This is a genomic window from Bacillus sp. PK6-16, assembly GCF_056530295.1.
Genome location: NZ_CP096511.1, coordinates 1,132,063 through 1,151,825, shown reverse-complemented (window position 1 = coordinate 1,151,825; position 19,763 = coordinate 1,132,063). Strand labels below are relative to the sequence as shown.

Annotated in this window: 19 protein-coding genes; 1 reads left to right on the top strand and 18 read right to left on the bottom strand. The window is 36.7% G+C overall.

Annotation, left to right across the window (positions count from 1 at the left end; translation table 11 throughout):
- Positions 1-68 precede the first annotated feature (68 nt).
- The 6 genes from M1D66_RS05920 to yqfC all read right to left on the bottom strand — a co-directional run bounded on the left by M1D66_RS05920 (position 69) and on the right by yqfC (position 5,842).
- Positions 69-422, bottom strand: coding sequence for a diacylglycerol kinase family protein (locus tag M1D66_RS05920; protein ID WP_000715466.1), 354 nt, complete (start codon positions 420-422; stop codon positions 69-71).
- Positions 419-889, bottom strand: coding sequence for an rRNA maturation RNase YbeY (gene ybeY / locus M1D66_RS05915; RefSeq protein WP_000054684.1), 471 nt, complete (start codon positions 887-889; stop codon positions 419-421). The genes M1D66_RS05920 and ybeY overlap by 4 nt, the downstream gene beginning before the upstream one ends.
- The gene (locus M1D66_RS05910; RefSeq protein WP_000091509.1) at positions 886-3,030 is read right to left on the bottom strand and encodes an HD family phosphohydrolase; all 2,145 of its coding nucleotides are present in this window, start codon (positions 3,028-3,030) and stop codon (positions 886-888) included. Before M1D66_RS05910 ends, ybeY begins: the two co-directional genes overlap by 4 nt.
- Before the next feature lie 194 nt (positions 3,031-3,224).
- A complete protein-coding gene (locus tag M1D66_RS05905; RefSeq protein WP_000840501.1) occupies positions 3,225-4,184 on the bottom strand; it encodes a PhoH family protein in 960 nt (319 codons plus the stop codon).
- Positions 4,185-4,187: 3 nt separating this feature from the next.
- Positions 4,188-5,387 (bottom strand): sporulation protein YqfD, encoded by a 1,200-nt coding sequence (gene yqfD, locus M1D66_RS05900; RefSeq protein ID WP_000792498.1) that lies wholly within the window; start codon positions 5,385-5,387, stop codon positions 4,188-4,190.
- Positions 5,388-5,548: 161 nt separating this feature from the next.
- The gene (gene yqfC / locus M1D66_RS05895; RefSeq protein WP_000732269.1) at positions 5,549-5,842 is read right to left on the bottom strand and encodes a sporulation protein YqfC; all 294 of its coding nucleotides are present in this window, start codon (positions 5,840-5,842) and stop codon (positions 5,549-5,551) included.
- A gap of 425 nt (positions 5,843-6,267) precedes the next feature.
- On the opposite strand from yqfC, the gene M1D66_RS05890 reads away from it, so the two are divergent.
- A complete protein-coding gene (locus tag M1D66_RS05890; protein WP_242283163.1) occupies positions 6,268-6,894 on the top strand; it encodes a DUF4253 domain-containing protein in 627 nt (208 codons plus the stop codon).
- 135 nt (positions 6,895-7,029) lie between these two features.
- Here the strand turns inward: M1D66_RS05890 and M1D66_RS05885 are convergent, their stop codons facing one another.
- From M1D66_RS05885 to lepA, 12 genes are all read right to left on the bottom strand, one after another.
- On the bottom strand, positions 7,030-7,473 hold the full coding sequence (locus M1D66_RS05885; RefSeq protein ID WP_000054562.1) for a GatB/YqeY domain-containing protein: 444 nt from the start codon (positions 7,471-7,473) through the stop codon (positions 7,030-7,032).
- Between the two features lie 15 nt (positions 7,474-7,488).
- Entirely contained in the window at positions 7,489-7,662 is a 174-nt protein-coding gene (gene rpsU, locus M1D66_RS05880) for a 30S ribosomal protein S21 (RefSeq protein ID WP_000048061.1), read from the bottom strand.
- 320 nt (positions 7,663-7,982) lie between these two features.
- Positions 7,983-9,335: a tRNA (N(6)-L-threonylcarbamoyladenosine(37)-C(2))-methylthiotransferase MtaB gene (mtaB, locus tag M1D66_RS05875; RefSeq protein WP_000108679.1), complete on the bottom strand. Its 1,353-nt coding sequence runs from the start codon at positions 9,333-9,335 to the stop codon at positions 7,983-7,985.
- Positions 9,336-9,341: 6 nt separating this feature from the next.
- Complete coding sequence (locus tag M1D66_RS05870; protein ID WP_121868074.1) at positions 9,342-10,091, bottom strand: 16S rRNA (uracil(1498)-N(3))-methyltransferase; 750 nt, start codon at positions 10,089-10,091, stop codon at positions 9,342-9,344.
- 144 nt (positions 10,092-10,235) lie between these two features.
- Positions 10,236-11,174, bottom strand: a complete 939-nt coding sequence (prmA, locus tag M1D66_RS05865; RefSeq protein ID WP_000872101.1) for a 50S ribosomal protein L11 methyltransferase — start codon at positions 11,172-11,174, stop codon at positions 10,236-10,238.
- 28 nt (positions 11,175-11,202) lie between these two features.
- Positions 11,203-12,318 carry a chaperone protein DnaJ gene (gene dnaJ, locus M1D66_RS05860; RefSeq protein WP_000043947.1) on the bottom strand — a complete coding sequence of 372 codons (1,116 nt, stop codon included), beginning with the start codon at positions 12,316-12,318 and terminating at the stop codon, positions 11,203-11,205.
- 204 nt (positions 12,319-12,522) lie between these two features.
- A complete protein-coding gene (dnaK, locus tag M1D66_RS05855; RefSeq protein WP_000034700.1) occupies positions 12,523-14,358 on the bottom strand; it encodes a chaperone protein DnaK in 1,836 nt (611 codons plus the stop codon).
- A 26-nt stretch (positions 14,359-14,384) separates the two neighbouring features.
- Positions 14,385-14,951 (bottom strand): nucleotide exchange factor GrpE, encoded by a 567-nt coding sequence (grpE, locus tag M1D66_RS05850; RefSeq protein ID WP_000392711.1) that lies wholly within the window; start codon positions 14,949-14,951, stop codon positions 14,385-14,387.
- Between the two features lie 114 nt (positions 14,952-15,065).
- A complete protein-coding gene (hrcA, locus tag M1D66_RS05845) occupies positions 15,066-16,082 on the bottom strand; it encodes a heat-inducible transcriptional repressor HrcA (protein WP_000954941.1) in 1,017 nt (338 codons plus the stop codon).
- A gap of 133 nt (positions 16,083-16,215) precedes the next feature.
- Positions 16,216-17,355 (bottom strand): radical SAM family heme chaperone HemW, encoded by a 1,140-nt coding sequence (hemW, locus tag M1D66_RS05840; RefSeq protein ID WP_000249433.1) that lies wholly within the window; start codon positions 17,353-17,355, stop codon positions 16,216-16,218.
- Between the two features lie 51 nt (positions 17,356-17,406).
- On the bottom strand, positions 17,407-17,781 hold the full coding sequence (locus M1D66_RS05835; RefSeq protein ID WP_001293539.1) for a winged helix-turn-helix transcriptional regulator: 375 nt from the start codon (positions 17,779-17,781) through the stop codon (positions 17,407-17,409).
- A gap of 130 nt (positions 17,782-17,911) precedes the next feature.
- Positions 17,912-19,735 carry an elongation factor 4 gene (gene lepA, locus M1D66_RS05830; protein ID WP_001030949.1) on the bottom strand — a complete coding sequence of 608 codons (1,824 nt, stop codon included), beginning with the start codon at positions 19,733-19,735 and terminating at the stop codon, positions 17,912-17,914.
- Between the last annotated feature and the right edge of the window lie 28 nt (positions 19,736-19,763).

Genomic DNA, 19,763 nt, shown 5'->3' with positions numbered 1-19,763 from the left:
AGAGATACACTCTCTCATTAAAGGCCCTTACAGCACTTCCAAAGCTTAATAAAAGCTTCGGAATGCAACTATACCATATACGGTAAAAAGATAATAGCACCAATTATAACAGCTATAATTGCAAACAATAAAACCGCTCCTGCCGCAACATCCTTTGCAATTTTTGCAAACGGATGAATATCGGCAGTCGCTAAATCTACCGTTTTTTCCACAGCCGTATTTACCATCTCTAAACTCATTACACTCCCTATTACAACAAGTAATATCATCCACTCTATTTTCGTAATATGGAAATAAAAGCCGCAGCATATAACAATAACTGCGGCTAAATAATGGATTTTCATATTTCGTTCATGACGAAAACAAAAGAATATACCAGCTATAGCATATCCAAAACTATCTATAAGTTTTCCTTTTTTCATCGTCCTAATCCAAAAGCTTCTAAAATTTCTTTTTGTCTTCCGAACATTTCTTTTTCATCTTCTTCTGTCATGTGATCATAACCAAGTAAATGTAAAAAGCCATGTAACGCCAAAAATCCAAGTTCACGATCGAAAGAATGTCCGTACTCTTCAGCTTGCTCTTTCGCCCTTGGAATAGAGATAATAAGATCCCCTAACATGCGCGGCATCTCTGCACCAACAATCTCCATTTCTCCTTCTCCCATCTCTTCCATGGCAAAGGATATTACATCTGTAGGTTGATCTTTATCTCGGTAATCACGATTAATTTCTCTAATGCGCTCATTATCTACAAATGTCACCGATACCTCCGCACCATCCTCGATATTTTCCATTTGAGCTGCTTTTTCTAACACTTCACGAATTAAACTCATATACTCTTCTTTTACTTCTTCTGTTTCATCAATAAAATCAATTAACAAACTCATTCTTTCTCCTTTTCTTCCGGAGGTTCCGGATATGTAATACGCGAATGGAAAATACCATTTAACGTTTCACACAACGTTTTTCCAACGATTTGTAGTTCCTTAAACGTCAAATCACATTCACTAAATTGACCGTCTTGCAGTCGATCTTTAATAATACTTTGCACCAAATTATTAATTTGTTCTGGCGTTGGGTGATTCATAGAACGTACCGCAGCTTCTACACTATCAGCAATACCAACAATTGCCGATTCTTTCGAAGTTGCTTTTGAACCTGGATAACGGAACATCTCTTCTGTATATTTTTCTTTATCTTCTTTAATAGCTTTATAATAAAAATATTTCAGTAACGTTGTACCGTGATGTTGCCCAGCGATATCAATAATTTCTTGTGGAATATGATATTCTTCGAGCATTCTTACTCCATCCGTTACGTGAGCAATTATAATATCTTTACTTGTTACAGGATCTAATTTATCATGCGGGTTTTCAATTCCCATTTGGTTTTCAATAAAGAATTGCGGTTGTACTGTTTTTCCTACATCATGATAATATGCCCCTACACGCGCTAATACACCATTTGCCCCGACTGCTTCACAAGCAGCCTCAGAAAGATTCGCTACCATTACACTATGATGATATGTCCCTGGCGCTTCTAACAAAATTCTGCGTAAAAGTGGATGATTTGGGCTTGATAATTCCATAAGCTTCATACTTGATACGATTCCAAGTCCACTTTCTAAATATGGTAAAATCCCCATAGCCAAAACGGATGATATAATCCCTGAAAGTGAAGCCATTAATAATTGCGTACCAATTTCAAGAGGCGAAAAATTCCCATTACGTAATAATAAGAGCGCCGCCAATACGACTACATTTAATACAGAAACGAGTATACCAGCTTGTAAAATCATTGTACGACGATTTTTTTCTCGCAAGAAAATACTAACCGATAACGAACTTAACAATACGTAAATCCCTACACTATAATTTAATGTACTCGTTACTCCTTCATTAAACATAATACTTCCGCATACAGAAAAAATCATACTCGTTAAAAAGACAAATCGATCACCAATCATTAGTTTTACAAGTATTGTTCCCATCGCAACTGGGACAACATATGCAATCCCTGCGTATTCAAGTTTTTGAAACAAACTAATGATTTTCATTAAGACGATTGTGATAGACAAAATTGTAATATACGCTAAAACATACGGTCTATCTTCTCTTTTTCTCTTTAAAAATAATTCAAATTGTTTATGCATAAAGTATAGTAACACACCAATGAGTACCGCTAATCCAACATAAGGTTGAAAACCGTTCCCTTTTTCTAACAAACCAACTAATTTCAACTGATTATACACATCACTTGAAATTGTTTCACCTTCTCTAACAAGAACTTGTCCTTGAAGAATATAAACAGGTGGAACTAAATCTTCCTCTGCTTTTCTCTTCTCTTTCGTTAAGATTGGGTCATAAAAATAGTTAGCTGAAATTGCATATCTTCCTAGCGCCTTAATTGATTCTTTTAAACCATTATCAACATTAACACTATTCATCTCACTTACATATCGTTCTTTCGCATCTTTCAATTCGTCCATTTTAATATGCTCAGTCATGATACTATTAATCGCTGTGACCGCAGCATCTTTCGCTAATACTAATTGGCTCGGATCTGCATTAATCAAATTCAGTAAGTTTGAATCAGATAACTCTTTCGTTAAGTCAGCGGGTAGTTTCTTTTTTAACTTGTCCACTTTCTCAGCATCAGTCATCTTTTTTTGATCATCCGGTCCAACAGCTTTAATCTCTTGCACCACTTCATCCACTTTAGCAAAGACGTCATTCACAATATCAACTTTGTTTTGTTTATACTCACTTTTATATGTATATTGATCTTCAACTTTTGTAGCGGCTTCTTTTTTCTTTTTATCCGTTGTAACTTTATCTTCAATTTTTATAGGAGAATGGATTGTCTTTTTCGCAATAGAATACATATTAACATCTAATTGTTCTGGTTTTACATTATTCATAAGCGCAAAAAACAGCACTGCTCCTAACACAACGTAAGAAATCCAACTTAGTTTTTTCGAATGTTGTAAATTACGAAACCACTTAGAAATTTCTTGAGATCTTGACATGATTTCAATACCTTCTCCTCTCCAGAAATAAAGTGAAACTATTTATAGCTTTCATTTCTTCTACCAAACGATACTTTGAGGCAATATTTTATACACTAGTACCAATAGTTTATTTTCCTTATCTTTCATGATAGTAAAAAATATGACGTTCGCCAACCTTATCATACAAAAAGAAATGATCCTGACAAATAGGATCATTCCATTTTATCATATGCCTCAATAATACGTTGCACCAATGGATGTCTCACAACGTCCGTTTGTTCTAATGTAATAAATGACAGACCTGATACACCAGATAAAATATTAGCAGCTATAGATAGCCCTGATTTTACCCCTTTTGGCAAGTCTACTTGTGAAGGGTCCCCTGTAATAACCATTTTAGAACTAAAACCTAATCTTGTTAAAAACATTTTTATTTGAGCACCCGTTGTATTTTGAGCCTCATCTAAAATAACAAATGAATCATCAAGCGTACGCCCCCTCATATAAGCAAGCGGAGCTATTTCAATTACTCCTCGCTCCATCATACGCTGCGTATATTCTTGTCCAAGAATATCATGTAAAGCATCATATAACGGGCGTAAGTATGGATCTACCTTCTCTTTCAAATCCCCTGGTAAAAAACCTAAATTTTCTCCAGCTTCTACAGCAGGTCTTGTTAAAATAATTTTCTTTACATATCCTTGTTTTAAAGCCCTCACAGCCATTACTACAGCTAAATATGTTTTTCCAGTTCCTGCAGGCCCTATCCCAAAGACAATATCATTCTTCTTCATCGCATGAATATATCTTCTTTGCCCCATTGTTTTTACACGAATGGATTTACCTTTTGCAGTCTTGAAAATTTCTTCCTCATATAACTCTTCAAATTGAGCAATTTTCCCTTGTTGTGCAAGCTGAATCGCATACGCAACATCTCTCTCTGAAATTGATATACTTTTACGAATTACAACAAGTAATTGCTGTAAGATTTTTTCTACGAGTGCCACCGTTTCAACTGCCCCAGATACATGAACAGTTTCTCCTCTAGTTACGATCGATACATTCAGTTCTCGTTCAATTACTTTTAAATGCGCATCATTAACTCCAAAAAGAGCGATTGCTTCGTTAGCATTTTCCAATTGTTGGTTCATTTCTACTAATTGTTCTGCCATTACTCAGTCTCCTTGAATATCGGATTCGGATATTGGTTGTGGCTCTGCAATATTTTCAACCACAGTATAATGCAATGTGACTTTTAGTTGATCCGCCTCAACCTCTTTACTCAAAATCTTATCACTTACAATCATAGCATGTTCATCCAATTTTTTCTTTAGTTCTTTTTCGGCCATCTCCTTCGCTACTTTCAGCGCTTGCTTTTCTGTATATTCTCGATTCGCTTCTTCTTCTTCTCTCACAACATCTTTTTCATATGCAATCGGCAGTGTAAAACCAAATAATTTCACATCATGCTTTACACTTTCAGTACGAGAGCGTTTATACTTATCATGCTGAAATCCCCATATTTTTATTTTCGTATCCCCGAATTTAAGAAAATGTTCATTGTATACATTACCAGTATACACTTGGAATTGCGTCTTTAACGGGACATCCACCTTAGATGTATACCACGTTTCGCCATATACAATACCTTTCGCTGAAACAATCGTCGGACTTTCCTCATTACCATATATTCCCGATACGAGAATCTGTCCTTTTTCTACATGATCATTTTTCAGTACAACCGGCTTTCCAACTTCTACAAACGTTTTTGTAATAATCGCTTCTTTTTTTGCTACTAAATTTTGTGGCCTTTGTTCCTTTTCTTTCTTCGGTTCGTTTTTTTCAACAATTTTAAAATGATAAGTCGTTCCCCTTACTTCTAGTCCCGCCCAAGTAATGGCATTAATATTATCTGTCAAATGGCGTTGCACATCTTCTACATTCGGCATTTGAAATTGTAGTTTCCCTTTTTTAATACCCATTTTATCCAATTCTTTCATCAATATATATTCTGTTTCAGGTTTAGCTCCTGTAATTTCAATTTTCCAAACCATATTTGACATTGCAATCACACCAAAAAAGAAAATTAAAAAACCAATTAAAAATCCACTGTTTTTAATTAAACGTTTATTCCAAAAAGGAAAACCATAACGTCCAATAAAATATAATTTACATTCATTTTTTCTATAAATTGGTTTTATTTTTTTCACATCGCGTAACAACATACAAAAAACTAACGTTTCATCAGCTATCTTTTTAACATCCCAAACTAATAAATTCCTCCGTACACATTCATTAACAAACCGTTCCGCTCCTCTACCTTCAATTCGCACTTTTACATATCCAAGCCACTTTATAAACCATTTATTTTTCATTTACCACCTTCACTACCTTTCTAAAAGTAGATATACTACTTTTTATTTGAAGCATTAAAATAGCTCGTACTAAAATAAAACAGAGTAAAACTGTAATCAGTCTCTATCAACGGAACTTTTACAGGATAAAGAAGAAAAACTTCACAAATGGAAGTTTCACTTCAATCACCTTTTTTTTCATTTTCTAAAAATGTTACTTGCTCAATTATCCCCTCGAGTAAAAGCTCTTCTGGAAGAATCGTTTTAATAACAAAGGATTGTCCTTTAATTAATAATTGACCGTGTTTTAAAAGCAATCGCACTTCTTTATCTGAAAACACTAATAACCCCCGATGATTTTCTATATAAATATGTATTTGCCCAACAAGAGTAATCCGAGGTAGATCCATTAATACATCCACTGGTAGGTCTACTTGTTTTGTCAACCAATTTTTCATTTGTTCTAATTTCTTCATCTCGAAAGACCCCCTCTCATCCCATATATATGTATTTCTTCACAAGTGCCTATCGTGTTATAACGACTTCACTAACATAACTATATTCTGCAAGAGTTCATATCATGTTAATTAAAACAGTCGCTATATGAAATCATATTTGTCAGGACAATGATGGATCAGAGGATGTTACCTTTAATAATAGAAGTATTAATACAAGAATATGCGCCCCTACAGGATATCAGTACAAGTTACATTAAGAAATTGAGCCTAGCAAGAAGTTGGAAACTTGAAAAAACCTGTTACAATTCGTTCTGGACGTGACATACTGACCATAGAATAAGTAGTTGTCATTCATTAGACAAATGAGATAAAATCCGAAAAAGGAAATTGCTCCACTCTGAATTTTGCGGTGTAAGTAAGAATATTTTATAGGTGGTTGTTATATGAATTTCAAAAAAATATTAGGATTCATTAAAAAACAAAAAAATGAATTAATAAGCGAGGAAATACGAAAGGAAATTGGATTTAGTCAAGAAATTTTGAATGTTATAAAACAAGTTACTAACAGCAGCATCCAGCCCTTTTATGCAACTGATTCAAAATCTAAAATAGCCGGAGTCTCTTTCGTTACCTTTGAGGATTCTGCTGAACAGCAAGTTATAAAACTTCAATCTGAGGTTCAGAAACTTGGATACTTAGCTTTTATTTGCGAAAGAAGTTTTAGTCAAGGAAGTAAGAGTGAGTGTAGAATTGCAATTACACAAGGAAATGACCAATTTGATATCCTTACAATCCAACAAACAAATGGCGTTAATTACGAAGTTAGCAATATAGATATTATTTTTAAACTAAGAAAATGGAATGATCGCTATCCTTTTATCATAATCGGTGCAGATCATGACTGGGTTGATGCCATTTTTAGCGCGTTACCTACAGACGAAGAAATGCAATCTTTCGCGCAAGAAATGTATGAATTTTGTCCAGATATAGTGGAACAAGGAACAGAAAGCATTGAGGAGTTAGTCGAAGAAATTAAGGAAACGAAAAAGCTTTTTTTATGGTGGGATTAATCATAACTAAGGCCGTTACCTTTTTTTACATACCAGAGGCGTTTCTATCACTTACAGAAACGCTTTTTAAGCAATATAGCGTTTCTCCTTAATAAGAACAATAAAAAAACGTCTCATACGAAATGAGACGTTTTTTTATGCTAATAGCTGGATAACCAGCTTATTCACAAGTGATCCGTCTGTTTTACCTTTTACTTTCGGCATAACAGCAGTCATCACCTTACCCATATCTGCTTTAGAAGTCGCACCAACTTCAGAAATAACTTGCTTGATTACATCAACTAGTTCTTCTTCAGTTAATTGCTCTGGCAAATATGCGCTTAAAATCTGAATTTCACTTTGCAGTTTATTAACAAGGTCTTCACGACCAGCTTTTTTAAATTCAAGGAGGGAGTCCTTATACTGTTTTACTTCACGAGCTAAAACTGTTATTTCCTCTTCTTCAGTAAGAGTATGTTGCAGTTTAATACCTTCATTTTGTAAAGCAGCCTTAACCATACGAATAACGGTTAATTTTTCTTTTTGTTTATTCTTCATCGCTTGTTTCATATCATCGTTTAAACGACCGAGAAGACTCATAACTTACACCCTCTCTTAGAATTTACGCTTTCTTGCCGCTTCAGATTTCTTCTTACGTTTTACACTTGGTTTTTCATAAAACTCGCGCTTTCTTGCTTCAGCAAGTGTACCAGTTTTAGAAACCGATCTTTTAAAACGGCGAAGTGCATCCTCCAAAGACTCGTTTTTACGAACGACTGTTTTTGACATTCTCTTTCCCTCCCTCCGAAACATCACACTTACATACTAACTTCAGCATGCAAAAAGAAACACTTCTTCAGCATGTCTTTTACGATTATAATACATTTTATCACTTCAGGTCAACTATTTGGCAGAATAAAAGAAGAATAGAAGCATTTCCTTTTCAAAAGTTATGCAAATAACTAGTATCCTTCACTGATGAAGACAACTATATTTTTATCATTTCATCTTTTTTCATACAGGGATGCATGAAACGCCTCCCCACCTTCTATTACTTAACCGCTTCAAATAAAGAAAGCATGCAAACCGTTTCCGGTTGCACGCTCTTTTTATGCGCTAGCTGATTCTTTTTTCACATCATCTTCAAGAACACGAACAAATTGCGCTTCGTTATATGGATAGCCAGCTTTCGTAATTTTCACTTTCACTAGCTTACCAATTAATTCTTCTGATCCTTCAAATACAATTTTCAAGTAGTTATCTGTATACCCTACATATAACCCTTCACGGTCGCCGTCTTTAAATTGCTCTTCTGGAATGATTTCAAGCACTTCACCTTCAAACGCTGATGCATATTCTTTCGCTAATTGATTAGATAGCTCAATTAAACGATGAACACGATCGTTCTTCACATCTTCAGGAACTTGATCTTCCATGCGTGCTGCAGGTGTTCCTGTACGTTTTGAATAAGGGAACACGTGTAACTCAGAGAAGCGGTTCTCTTTAATGAAATTGTATGTTTCCATGAATTCTTCTTCTGTTTCACCTGGGAAACCAACGATTACGTCAGATGTAATCGCAAGGCCTGGTAACGCTTCTTTCAAACGATCTAAACGCTCTTGGAAGAATTCCATCGTATATTTACGACGCATACGTTTTAATACAGTATTAGAACCAGATTGCAACGGAATATGCAAGTGACGTACAACTACTTCAGATTTATCTAACACTTCAATTACTTCATCTGAAATTTGACTCGCTTCAATAGAAGAAATACGAAGACGTTTTAATCCGCCTACTTCCGCTTCCATATCACGAAGTAATCCAGCTAAGTTATAATCTTTTATGTCTTCGCCGTATCCACCTGTATGAATACCCGTTAATACGATTTCTTTATAGCCTGCATCCACTAATTGTTGCGCTTGTTTAATAACTTCTTTTCCATCACGAGAACGCATTAAACCGCGCGCCCAAGGAATGATACAGAATGTACAGAAGTTATTGCAACCCTCTTGTATTTTTAAAGACGCACGTGTACGATCCGTGAAATAAGGTACATCAAGTTCTTCGTACACACGTGTTTTCATAATATTGCGGACAGCATTAATTGGTTGACGCTCTTTACGGAATTCTTCGATGTAACCTAACATCTTTTCACGATCCTGTGTACCAACTACAATATCCACACCCGGGATCGCCATAATTTCAGCTGGAGATGTTTGTGCATAACATCCCGTTACACAAATAACTGCATCTGGATTTTGACGCACAGCACGTCTGATTACTTGACGGCTTTTTTTGTCCCCAGTATTCGTTACTGTACATGTGTTAATAACATATACATCAGCTTTCTTTTCATATTCTGTTCTTTCATAACCACCTTGTTTAAACAATTGCCAAATGGCTTCTGTTTCATAGTGGTTTACTTTACAACCTAACGTATGGAACGCAACAGTTGACATTGATCATCACCCCATCAATTCAAAATGATACGAAGCAGCACTTAACGCGTATAACGGCGCCGTTTCTGTTCTTAAAATTCTTGGTCCTAAACTACATGGTACAAATTTATGTTCACGAAGCGCTGTAATCTCTTCCTCAGCTAAACCGCCTTCTGGGCCAAATACAATCAATAGCTTTTGACCTGGTTTCATTGTCGTTAAAGCTTTCGCAAAATTAGATTTCTCGCCTTGTTTTGCTTCCTCTTCGTAAGCAACAAGACAAGCATCATACTCACCACTCATTGAAAGCAATTGCTTAAATGATGCCGGAGCATGTACTTCTGGAATTTCACTTCTATGTGATTGTTCCGCAGCTTCTTTCACAATTTTTCTTAAACGCTCAACTTTTTTATCAGCTTTTTTCGCATCCCATTTTACGATAGAGCGAGATGCTTGAAATGGTAAGAATGCAGCTGCCCCAAGCTCAGTTCCTTTTTGAAAAATTAACTCTAGCTTGTCTCCTTTTGGCAGTCCACTTGCAATCGTCACGAAAACAGGAAGTTCACTTGACGCCTCTACCCATTCTACAATAGCCGTATTAATAAATTCACTGGTAATTTCATCAATTGAACATACTGCTGTTTTTCCATTTACACAGCAATAAATATAATCACCAGCTGACATACGCATCACTCTTGCGATATGATGTACGTCATCACCTACAATGCGAATACTTGTCTCATTTACATATTTCTCTTCTACAAAATAACGTTGCATATAATCACCTTAGTAGAGTTTCGTTCCTTTCGTAAGTCAACACTTACGAAAAGAACGAAACGTTATCATTTTTCATATAACAAACGGCAAGTCCCTCACCTTATAGTGAGAGACTCCCCTTTTCATTATAGACTAAAATCTATATTACGCATTTCGTGCAATAATTGCTACCCAATCTTCCATTCGTAACACTTCTTCAATTGTAAATCCAGCTTTTTCTAGCGCCTCAGAAATTACTTTTTCCTTCGCAGCAATAATGCCCGATGTAATAAATAATCCACCTGACTTCACAACTCTTGCTGCATCTTCAGGGAATAATAGAATAATTTCTGCTAATAAGTTAGCTACGATTAAATCAACTGGACCTTCAATACCTTCTAAAAGACTATTTTGTCCAACAGACACGATATCATCTGTTTTATTTAAACGTACATTCATTTCTGCACTTTCAACCGCAACCGGATCTAAATCATACGCTTGAACAGAAGACGCACCTAATTTTGCTGCTGCAATACTAAGTACACCAGAACCTGTTCCTACATCAATAATATTGTCACCTGGCTGTACTGTTTTTTCTAAAGCACGGATACACATCGTTGTTGTTGGATGAGTTCCTGTACCAAACGCCATACCCGGGTCTAATTCAATGATTTTTTCATCAGGAGAAGATGGTGTATATTCTTCCCAAGTCGGTACGATTGTGAATGTATCAGAAATTTGTACTGGATGGTAATATTTTTTCCAAGCAGTAGCCCAATCTTCTTCATTGACTTCGTTAACGGTAATATTTCCAGTACCAATTTCGATGTCGTAAGATGGAAGCACATCAATAGATGATTTTACACCTGCAATTGTTTCATGTAAAGAATCCGTTTGCGGGAAATACGCTTTTATTAATACACCTTCCGCCGGATATTCATCTGGGTTCAATGCATAAATTTCACCATATTGTTGCTCGCGCTCTTTCGTTAACTCCGCTGGATCCTCAATCGCAACTCCACTAGCACCAGCTTCATGTAAAATATGAGAGACAGCTTCTACTGCTTCTTCTGTTGTATGAATACTAATTTCTGACCATTTCACAATTTACCAACTCCATTTTTTATTTCCATTATTCCCCTTTGAAAGCACGTTTAAGCTTTCCGAATAAACTATCATCCTGCTCTTCTTGTCCTGCAAATTCACGTAATAAATCTTTTTGCTGTGAAGTCAATTTCGTCGGTACAACAACACGAACGACTACATATTGATCTCCTTGGCCGTATCCACGTACATTCGGAGCACCTTTTCCTTTTAAGCGGAATTCTGTTCCAGTTTGTGTTCCTGCTGGAATTTTCAGCTTCACTTTACCATGAACAGTAGGAACTTCCACTTCATCACCAAGCGCCATTTGCGCAAATGTTAATGGCATTTCGCAAATAATGTGATCTCCTTCACGCTCGAAGAATTCATGATTTCTTACATGAACGACAACATATAAGTCTCCTGCTGGTCCGCCATTTACGCCGGCTTCACCTTTTCCAGACACTCGAATTTGTTGACCATTATCGATACCCGCTGGAATTTTAACATTGATTTTTTTACGTTTACGAACTTTACCTGAACCGTGACATGTCGTACATTTTTCTTTAATAATTTGTCCAGTTCCTGAACAATGACCACAAGCTTGACGGTTTACGATACGACCAAACGGTGTGTTTTGTTCAACACTCACTTGACCAGAACCTGAACAATGTTTACATGTTTCTTTTGAAGTTCCTGGTTTTGCTCCACTACCTTTACAAGTATCACATGGATCTTCTACTGGAATTTCCACATTTAATTCCTTACCAAAAATAGCTTCTTCAAAATCTAAAGTGACTTGATATTGTAAGTCAGCACCTTGGCGCGGAGCATTTGGATCACGACGTCTGCCGCCGCCACCGCCAAAGAAAGAACTAAATATATCTTCAAAACCGAAGCCACCGCCGAAGTCTCCTCCGCCGCCAAATCCACCGAATCCTTGATTTGCACCAGCATGACCAAATTGATCGTACTGCGCACGCTTTTGATCATCACTTAACACTTCATATGCTTCTTGTACTTCTTTAAACTTTTCAATTGCATTTTCTTCTTTGCTTACGTCTGGATGGTATTTTTTAGCCAAACGACGATACGCTTTTTTTATTTCATCTGTTGAAGCGCCCTTGCTAAGTCCAAGGACCTCATAATAGTCTCGTTTACTCATAAATTTACAACCCCCGAATCTTTCACATAAACGTAATTTTAACACCGAAAGAAAGTGCTTTGCAACAAAGTTTCCTCACTTACAGTATGCAAAGCGAAAAACTTAAGATCCTCACACATCGCTTCTCATTCGTGAAAAAAGCCAAAGTCAAGGCACGCTTGACTTTGACTTTTTGTCATCTTACTTATTATGTTTACAGTTGAATTACTTGTCTTCTTTTACTTCTTCAAACTCAGCGTCAACTACATTGTCTTTCTTCGCGCCAGCGTCTTGTGCACCTTGCGCACCTTCTGCTTGACCAGCAGCTGCTTGAGCTTGCTCGTATAATTTAACAGTTAATTGTTGTACGATTTCTTGTAAAGCATCTTTTTTCGCACGAATTTCTTCAAGCTCGTTTTTCTCAATTGCAGCTTGTAATGCTTCTTTCGCTTCTGTTGCTTTTGCAACTTCAGCTGCATCTACTTTACCTTCTAAATCTTTTACAACTTTGTCTGTTTGGAATACAAGTTGGTCAGCTTCGTTACGAAGTTCAACTTCTTCCTTACGTTTTTGGTCAGCGTCAGCATTTGCTTCCGCTTCTTGTACCATACGTTCTACTTCTTCATCAGAAAGACCTGAAGAAGATTGGATTGTAATAGCTTGCTCTTTGCTTGTTCCTAAGTCTTTCGCACGTACGTTAACGATACCGTTCGCATCAATATCGAATGTTACTTCGATTTGTGGAATACCACGTGGTGCTGGTGGAAGGTCAGTTAATTGGAAACGACCTAACGTTTTGTTGTCAGCTGACATTGGACGCTCACCTTGTAATACGTGAATGTCTACTGCTGGTTGATTATCAGCAGCTGTCGAGAATACTTGTGACTTACTTGTTGGAATTGTAGTGTTACGCTCAATTAATTTCGTGAACACGCCACCCATAGTTTCAATACCTAAAGAAAGTGGAGTTACGTCTAATAATAGAACGCCTTCTACATCTCCAGTAAGTACGCCACCTTGAACTGCAGCACCTAATGCTACAACTTCATCAGGGTTTACACCTTTATATGGCTCTTTACCAGTTTCACGTTTAATAGCTTCTTGTACAGCTGGGATACGAGTAGATCCACCAACAAGAATAACTTTATCTAATTCGCTTGGAGCAAAACCAGCGTCTTTTAATGCACGACGAGTTGGCTCTAATGTTCTTTCAACAAGACCTGCTGAAAGCTCTTCGAATTTCGCTCTTGTTAACGTTAATTCTAAGTGTAATGGACCAGCAGCTCCAGCACTAATGAATGGTAATGAAATTTGAGTTTGTGTTACACCAGAAAGATCTTTTTTCGCTTTTTCAGCTGCATCTTTCAAGCGTTGAAGCGCCATTTTATCTTGGCTTAAATCAATGTTATTTTCTTTTTTGAACTCAGCTACTAAGTGATCGATGATAACTTGGTCAAAGTCATCGCCACCAAGACGGTTGTCACCAGCAGTTGAAATAACTTCGAATGTGCCGTCTGCTAACTCAAGGATAGATACGTCAAATGTACCGCCACCTAAGTCATATACTAAGATTTTTTGTTCTTCGTCTTGTTTTTCTAAACCGTAAGCAAGTGCTGCTGCTGTTGGCTCGTTAATGATACGCTCAACTTCTAAACCAGCGATACGACCAGCATCTTTCGTTGCTTGACGCTCTGCATCGTTGAAGTATGCAGGTACTGTAATAACAGCTTTCGTTACTGTTTCACCTAAGTATGCTTCAGCAGAAGCTTTTAAGTTTTGTAAAATGATTGCAGAAATTTCTTGAGGTGTATAATCTTTACCTTCAACTTCTACTTTGTAGTCTGTACCCATATGACGTTTAACAGACATGATTGTATTTGGGTTTGTAATTGCTTGGCGCTTTGCAACTTCCCCAACTTGACGTTCTTCATTTTTGAAAGCTACAACAGAAGGTGTTGTACGGTTCCCTTCTGGATTTGGGATAACCTTTGGTTCTCCACCTTCCATAACAGCTACACAAGAGTTTGTTGTACCTAAGTCAATACCGATAATTTTACTCATGGCGAATCCTCCTAGTTTTATGTAAATTATTGATTTACTTTTACCATTGATGGGCGAATCACACGGTCTTTTAATTTATAACCTTTTTGGAATTCTTCCACAACCGCGTTTGATTCAAATTCACTATCTTCCACTTGCATAATAGCTTGGTGTTCATTAGGATCAAACTGTTTACCAACAGCTTCAATCACTTCCACACCTTCTTTAGTCAGCGCTTCTAACAATTGACGATGCACCATTTCCATACCTTGTAACAAGGATTTCGTTTGCTCATCAGTCGCTTCCACTTGCATTGCTCTTTCAAAATTATCAAGAGCTGGCAAGATGTCTGAAACTAGACTTTGTGCTCTATATTTTTCAGCAGCCTGTTTATCCATTTGGACACGGCGCTTATAATTTTCAAAATCAGCTTGTAGACGTAATGTGCGACCTTCCGTTTCCGTTAGTTTCGCTTGTAACTCATCTACTTTTTCTTGTAAAAGAGCAGCCTCACTTTTTTCTTCTACAGTTTCTTCACTGTTTTCTGGCGTGACAGCTTCTTCAACTTGCGCTTCTTTTACTTCTTCTACCACTTGTTCGTTACGCTCTTCCACAATATTCACCTCCTTAAAAGGTATTAGGTATCATGCATAGCATGATTACCTAAGCATTATATATTACACACAGCAATGAAAATTTCATCACTTGAGCGAATGTATTACTCTCATTTACTTTTTAAGCCCATCAGTAAATTGTCTCGTAAATAACTGTAACAAACTAATTACACGAGAGTATTGCATTCTCGTAGGACCTAAAATAGCAATTGTTCCAAGTTGCTCTTCGCCGATCGAATATGTTGCAGAAATTAAACTACAATCCTCCATAGCAGTCGAAGAGTTTTCCCTACCAATTTTCACTTGAATCCCGACTTGTTTATGACGCAAAATGTCATAAAATTCGGCTTCATTATCAATCATGGTAAGTAAAGATCTAACCTTTTGAATGTCATGGAACTCTGGCTGCGAAAGCATATTTGCTTTTCCTCCAAAGTATATCTTTTCCGATAACGGAACTTGAAATGTACCATCCAACATTTTTATTGCACTATCGTAATTATGAACATACCCACGTAAAACTGTAACAATTTCCTTAAAGATTTTATTATGAAGTTCTTCCATCGGTACGCCAGATAGCTTTTCATTTAAAATATTAACCATTTTTTCTAAATCTGATAAATCAACAGATTCCGGAACGGTAATCGTTTTACTTTGTACATGCCCTGTATCGGTTACAATAATAGCGACTGCAGTTTGACGATCAAGCGGCACAATTTGTACATTTTTAAGTTTATTTGTACTTAACTTCGGTCCAAGAACAATTGCCGTATAATTCGTAAGTTCTGATAAAATTTGAGCAGATTGCTGTGCAATTTTTTCCGCTTCAAAAATTCTTTCAGCAAATAAATCTTTAATTTGTACAATTTCAGCGTTCGGTAAGTTTTGCGGCGCTAAAAGATGGTCTACATAAAATCGGTAGCCTTTCTCAGAAGGAACACGTCCAGAAGAACTGTGCGTTTTTTCAATAAAGCCTAATTCTTCTAAGTCCGCCATTTCATTTCGAATAGTAGCTGAACTAAATGTGATTTCATCTTTTTTAGCCAACGTTCTAGACCCAACGGGCTGCGCTGATCCAATAAAGTCATCAATAATTGTTTGTAAAATTAAGAGCTGACGTTCCGTAAGCATCTCATCATCACCTCTGTTAGCACTCTTTGTCTTTGAGTGCTAAATCTATTAATAACTTACCAAAATTGACATTCAATTGTCAACGGAAACGTCACGAAATAATGAAACTTTTTCACGCCTATGGAACATTTAATTAGTCAATCAAAAATGATTGGAATACTTCATTCCCTAATAATTTTCCTTTTCGCGTTAAACGCACATGTCCATCTTCCTCTTCAAGCAATCCCTGCTCTTGGTTGCTTTGTAACTGCTTCGCGAAAACTTGATCCATCTCTACATTAAATTTATTGCGGAACGCCGTTTTAGAAACACCTTTTGTTTTTCGAAGCCCTAAGAACAGCTCTTCTTCCATTCTTTCTTTCTCCGTCACTTTGTGAACATCTAAATACGGAAATCCTGTTTCATCAATTTTATTAAAATATTGCTTCAGGGGACCAACATTTTGAATACGTTCTCCGTTCACATAACTATGAGCTCCAGCTCCAAATCCATAATACTCTTCATTATTCCAGTATGTGAGATTATGTCTACTTTTATTGTCACCTTTTGAGAAATTACTAATTTCATACTGGTTATAACCGTGTTTCTCCATTTCATCCATTACTATTTCATACATTTTCGCTTCATGGTCTTCACCCGGAAGACGTAATTTCCCTTTGTTCATTAAGTTATAAAACACTGTTTTTGGCTCCACAATTAATGAATATGCCGAGAAATGTTGTACACCAAGCGTAAAAGCAATATCTAATGTTTCTTTTACATCTTCTATCGTCTGTCCTGGCAAAGCATAAATAATATCTACATTAATATTTTTAAAGCCTACTTCCTGTGCCTCTCGAATCGCGAGGAATGCATCTTCCCTCGTATGCTTGCGCCCGATCTTCTCAAGAAGTTCATCACGGAACGTTTGCACACCAAAACTAATTCGATTTACTCCACCTTCTAGCAGTACATTTAGCTTCTCTTTCGGTAGATCTCCTGGATTCGCTTCAAATGTTAATTCACAATTCGGGGCGAACGGACGCAAATGACGATTAATAATCTCGAGTAATTTTTTTGTCTGTTCCATATTTAACGCTGTCGGAGTTCCCCCACCCACAAAAATCGTTTTCATACTATCAAATGGAACTTTTTGAACCGTATTTATTATTTCCTTCTCTAAATAATCTAAATATTGATCAACCGGTTGGCGTTCAATAAACACTTTATTAAAATCACAATAGTGACAAATGTGCTGACAAAACGGAATATGAATGTATGCAGCTTGTACCAAATATAACTCCTACCTTTCTAAAAAGAAAACCTCCGCACTCCGGAGGGTTCTCTACTTCTCTAACGTATTACGAATTTGTTCCATTCGCATTTTTCCCCAATCATACATCATTTCAACGATCGGTAAAAGTGACATGCCTAGTTCCGTCATATAATACTCAACGCGAGGAGGAATTTCGGGATATACTGTCCGATCAACAATCCCATCTTCCATTAACTCTTTTAATTGGTTCGACAAAACTTTATGAGAAATGCTTGGGAATAACCGTTGTAATTCACTGAAACGATGCGGCCCTTCCACACCAAGATGCCACAGTATCACAACTTTCCACTTTCCACTAATAATAGAAAGCGTCAATTCCTTTTCACAATTAAAATTACCATTTTGTATTTTATCTTGAATATCTTTTCGAATATTTTCGGACATTAACAATCTCCTAACTCTATATGAACTAAAAAGCTCTCTCATTATTGTAAATGAGAGCTGCTCAGATGTCTAAAAAGTAATTATACAGAAAAAAGAAGCCGCACAAACGACTTCTTTTTTATTTCAAATATTAGTTGTCATCCATTTTCAGTACAGCCATGAATGCCTCTTGCGGTACTTCTACAGAGCCAACAGACTTCATACGTTTTTTACCTTCTTTTTGCTTATCAAGAAGTTTACGCTTACGAGAAATGTCACCGCCGTAACATTTTGCAAGTACGTTTTTACGCATCGCTTTAATTGTAGAACGTGCTACAACTTTATTTCCGATAGTCGCCTGAATTGGCACTTCGAACTGTTGTCTCGGAATTAATTCTTTTAATTTCTCTACGATTACTTTACCACGGTCATACGCTGAATCACGGTGTACGATAAATGATAAAGCATCCACTTGTTCATTATTTAAAAGAATATCCATTTTCACAAGTTTAGATGGTTTATAGCCAATTAACTCGTAGTCAAATGATGCATACCCTTTCGTATTTGATTTCAATTGATCAAAGAAGTCATATACGATTTCCGATAACGGGATTTCATATGTTAATGTAACACGCGTTTCATCTAAATATTGCATATCAATAAACGTTCCACGTTTACCTTGGCAAATCTCCATTACAGCTCCAACATAGTCATTCGGAACCATAATTGAAGCCTTCACAAACGGCTCTTCTACACGATCGATAGACTGTGGATCTGGCATATTAGATGGGTTATCAACAATAACATCTTCACCGTTAGTTAAATAAACTTTATAAATAACGCTTGGCGCTGTTGTAATTAAGTCAATCTTAAATTCACGTTCAATACGTTCTTGAATGATTTCCATGTGAAGAAGTCCTAAGAAACCACAACGGAAACCAAATCCTAGCGCTTGAGATGTTTCTGGTTCAAACTCAAGGGCAGAATCGTTTAACTCTAATTTTTCTAATGCATCACGTAAATCGTTATAACGAGCAGAGTCAATTGGATACAGACCACAGAATACCATCGGGTTTAACTTACGGTAACCTGCTAACGGCTCTGCAGCTGGACGTTTCGCATGTGTAATCGTATCACCAACGCGTGTGTCACCAACATTTTTAATCGATGCTGCTAAGAAACCTACATCACCTACTGTTAACTCGTCACGTTGCGTAGTTTTCGGTGTAAATACACCTACTTCTGTTACTTCAAATTCTTTACCCGTTGCCATCATACGTACTTTATCGCCAACTTTTACTGTTCCATTTACAACACGGATATAAGCAATTACACCGCGGTATGGATCATATAAAGAGTCGAAAATCATACATTGTAACGGCTCTTCTGAATCACCCGCCGGAGCTGGTACTTTTTCAACAATTTGTTCTAAAATTTCCTCAATACCAATTCCAGCTTTCGCAGAAGCAAGTACCGCTTCTGATGCATCTAAACCAATTACATCTTCTACCTCTTGACGTACACGTTCTGGATCCGCACTCGGTAAGTCGATTTTATTAATAACTGGTAAAATTTCTAAATTATTATCAAGCGCTAAGTATACGTTTGCTAACGTTTGCGCTTCAATACCTTGCGCTGCATCTACTACAAGAATCGCGCCTTCACAAGCCGCTAAACTACGAGATACTTCGTACGTAAAGTCGACGTGTCCTGGTGTATCAATTAAATGAAGAATATACTCTTCACCATCTTTTGCTTTATAGTTTAATTGTACTGCGTTTAATTTGATTGTAATACCACGCTCACGCTCTAAATCCATAGAGTCAAGCAACTGAGCTTTCATTTCACGTTGTGTTAACGCGTTTGTTTTCTCTAAAATACGGTCTGCTAACGTTGATTTTCCGTGGTCAATATGAGCAATAATAGAGAAATTACGAATTTTGGACTGTCTTTTTGCTCTTTCTTCTTTATTCATCTATGTTCTCAACTCCTAATAGTCTCGC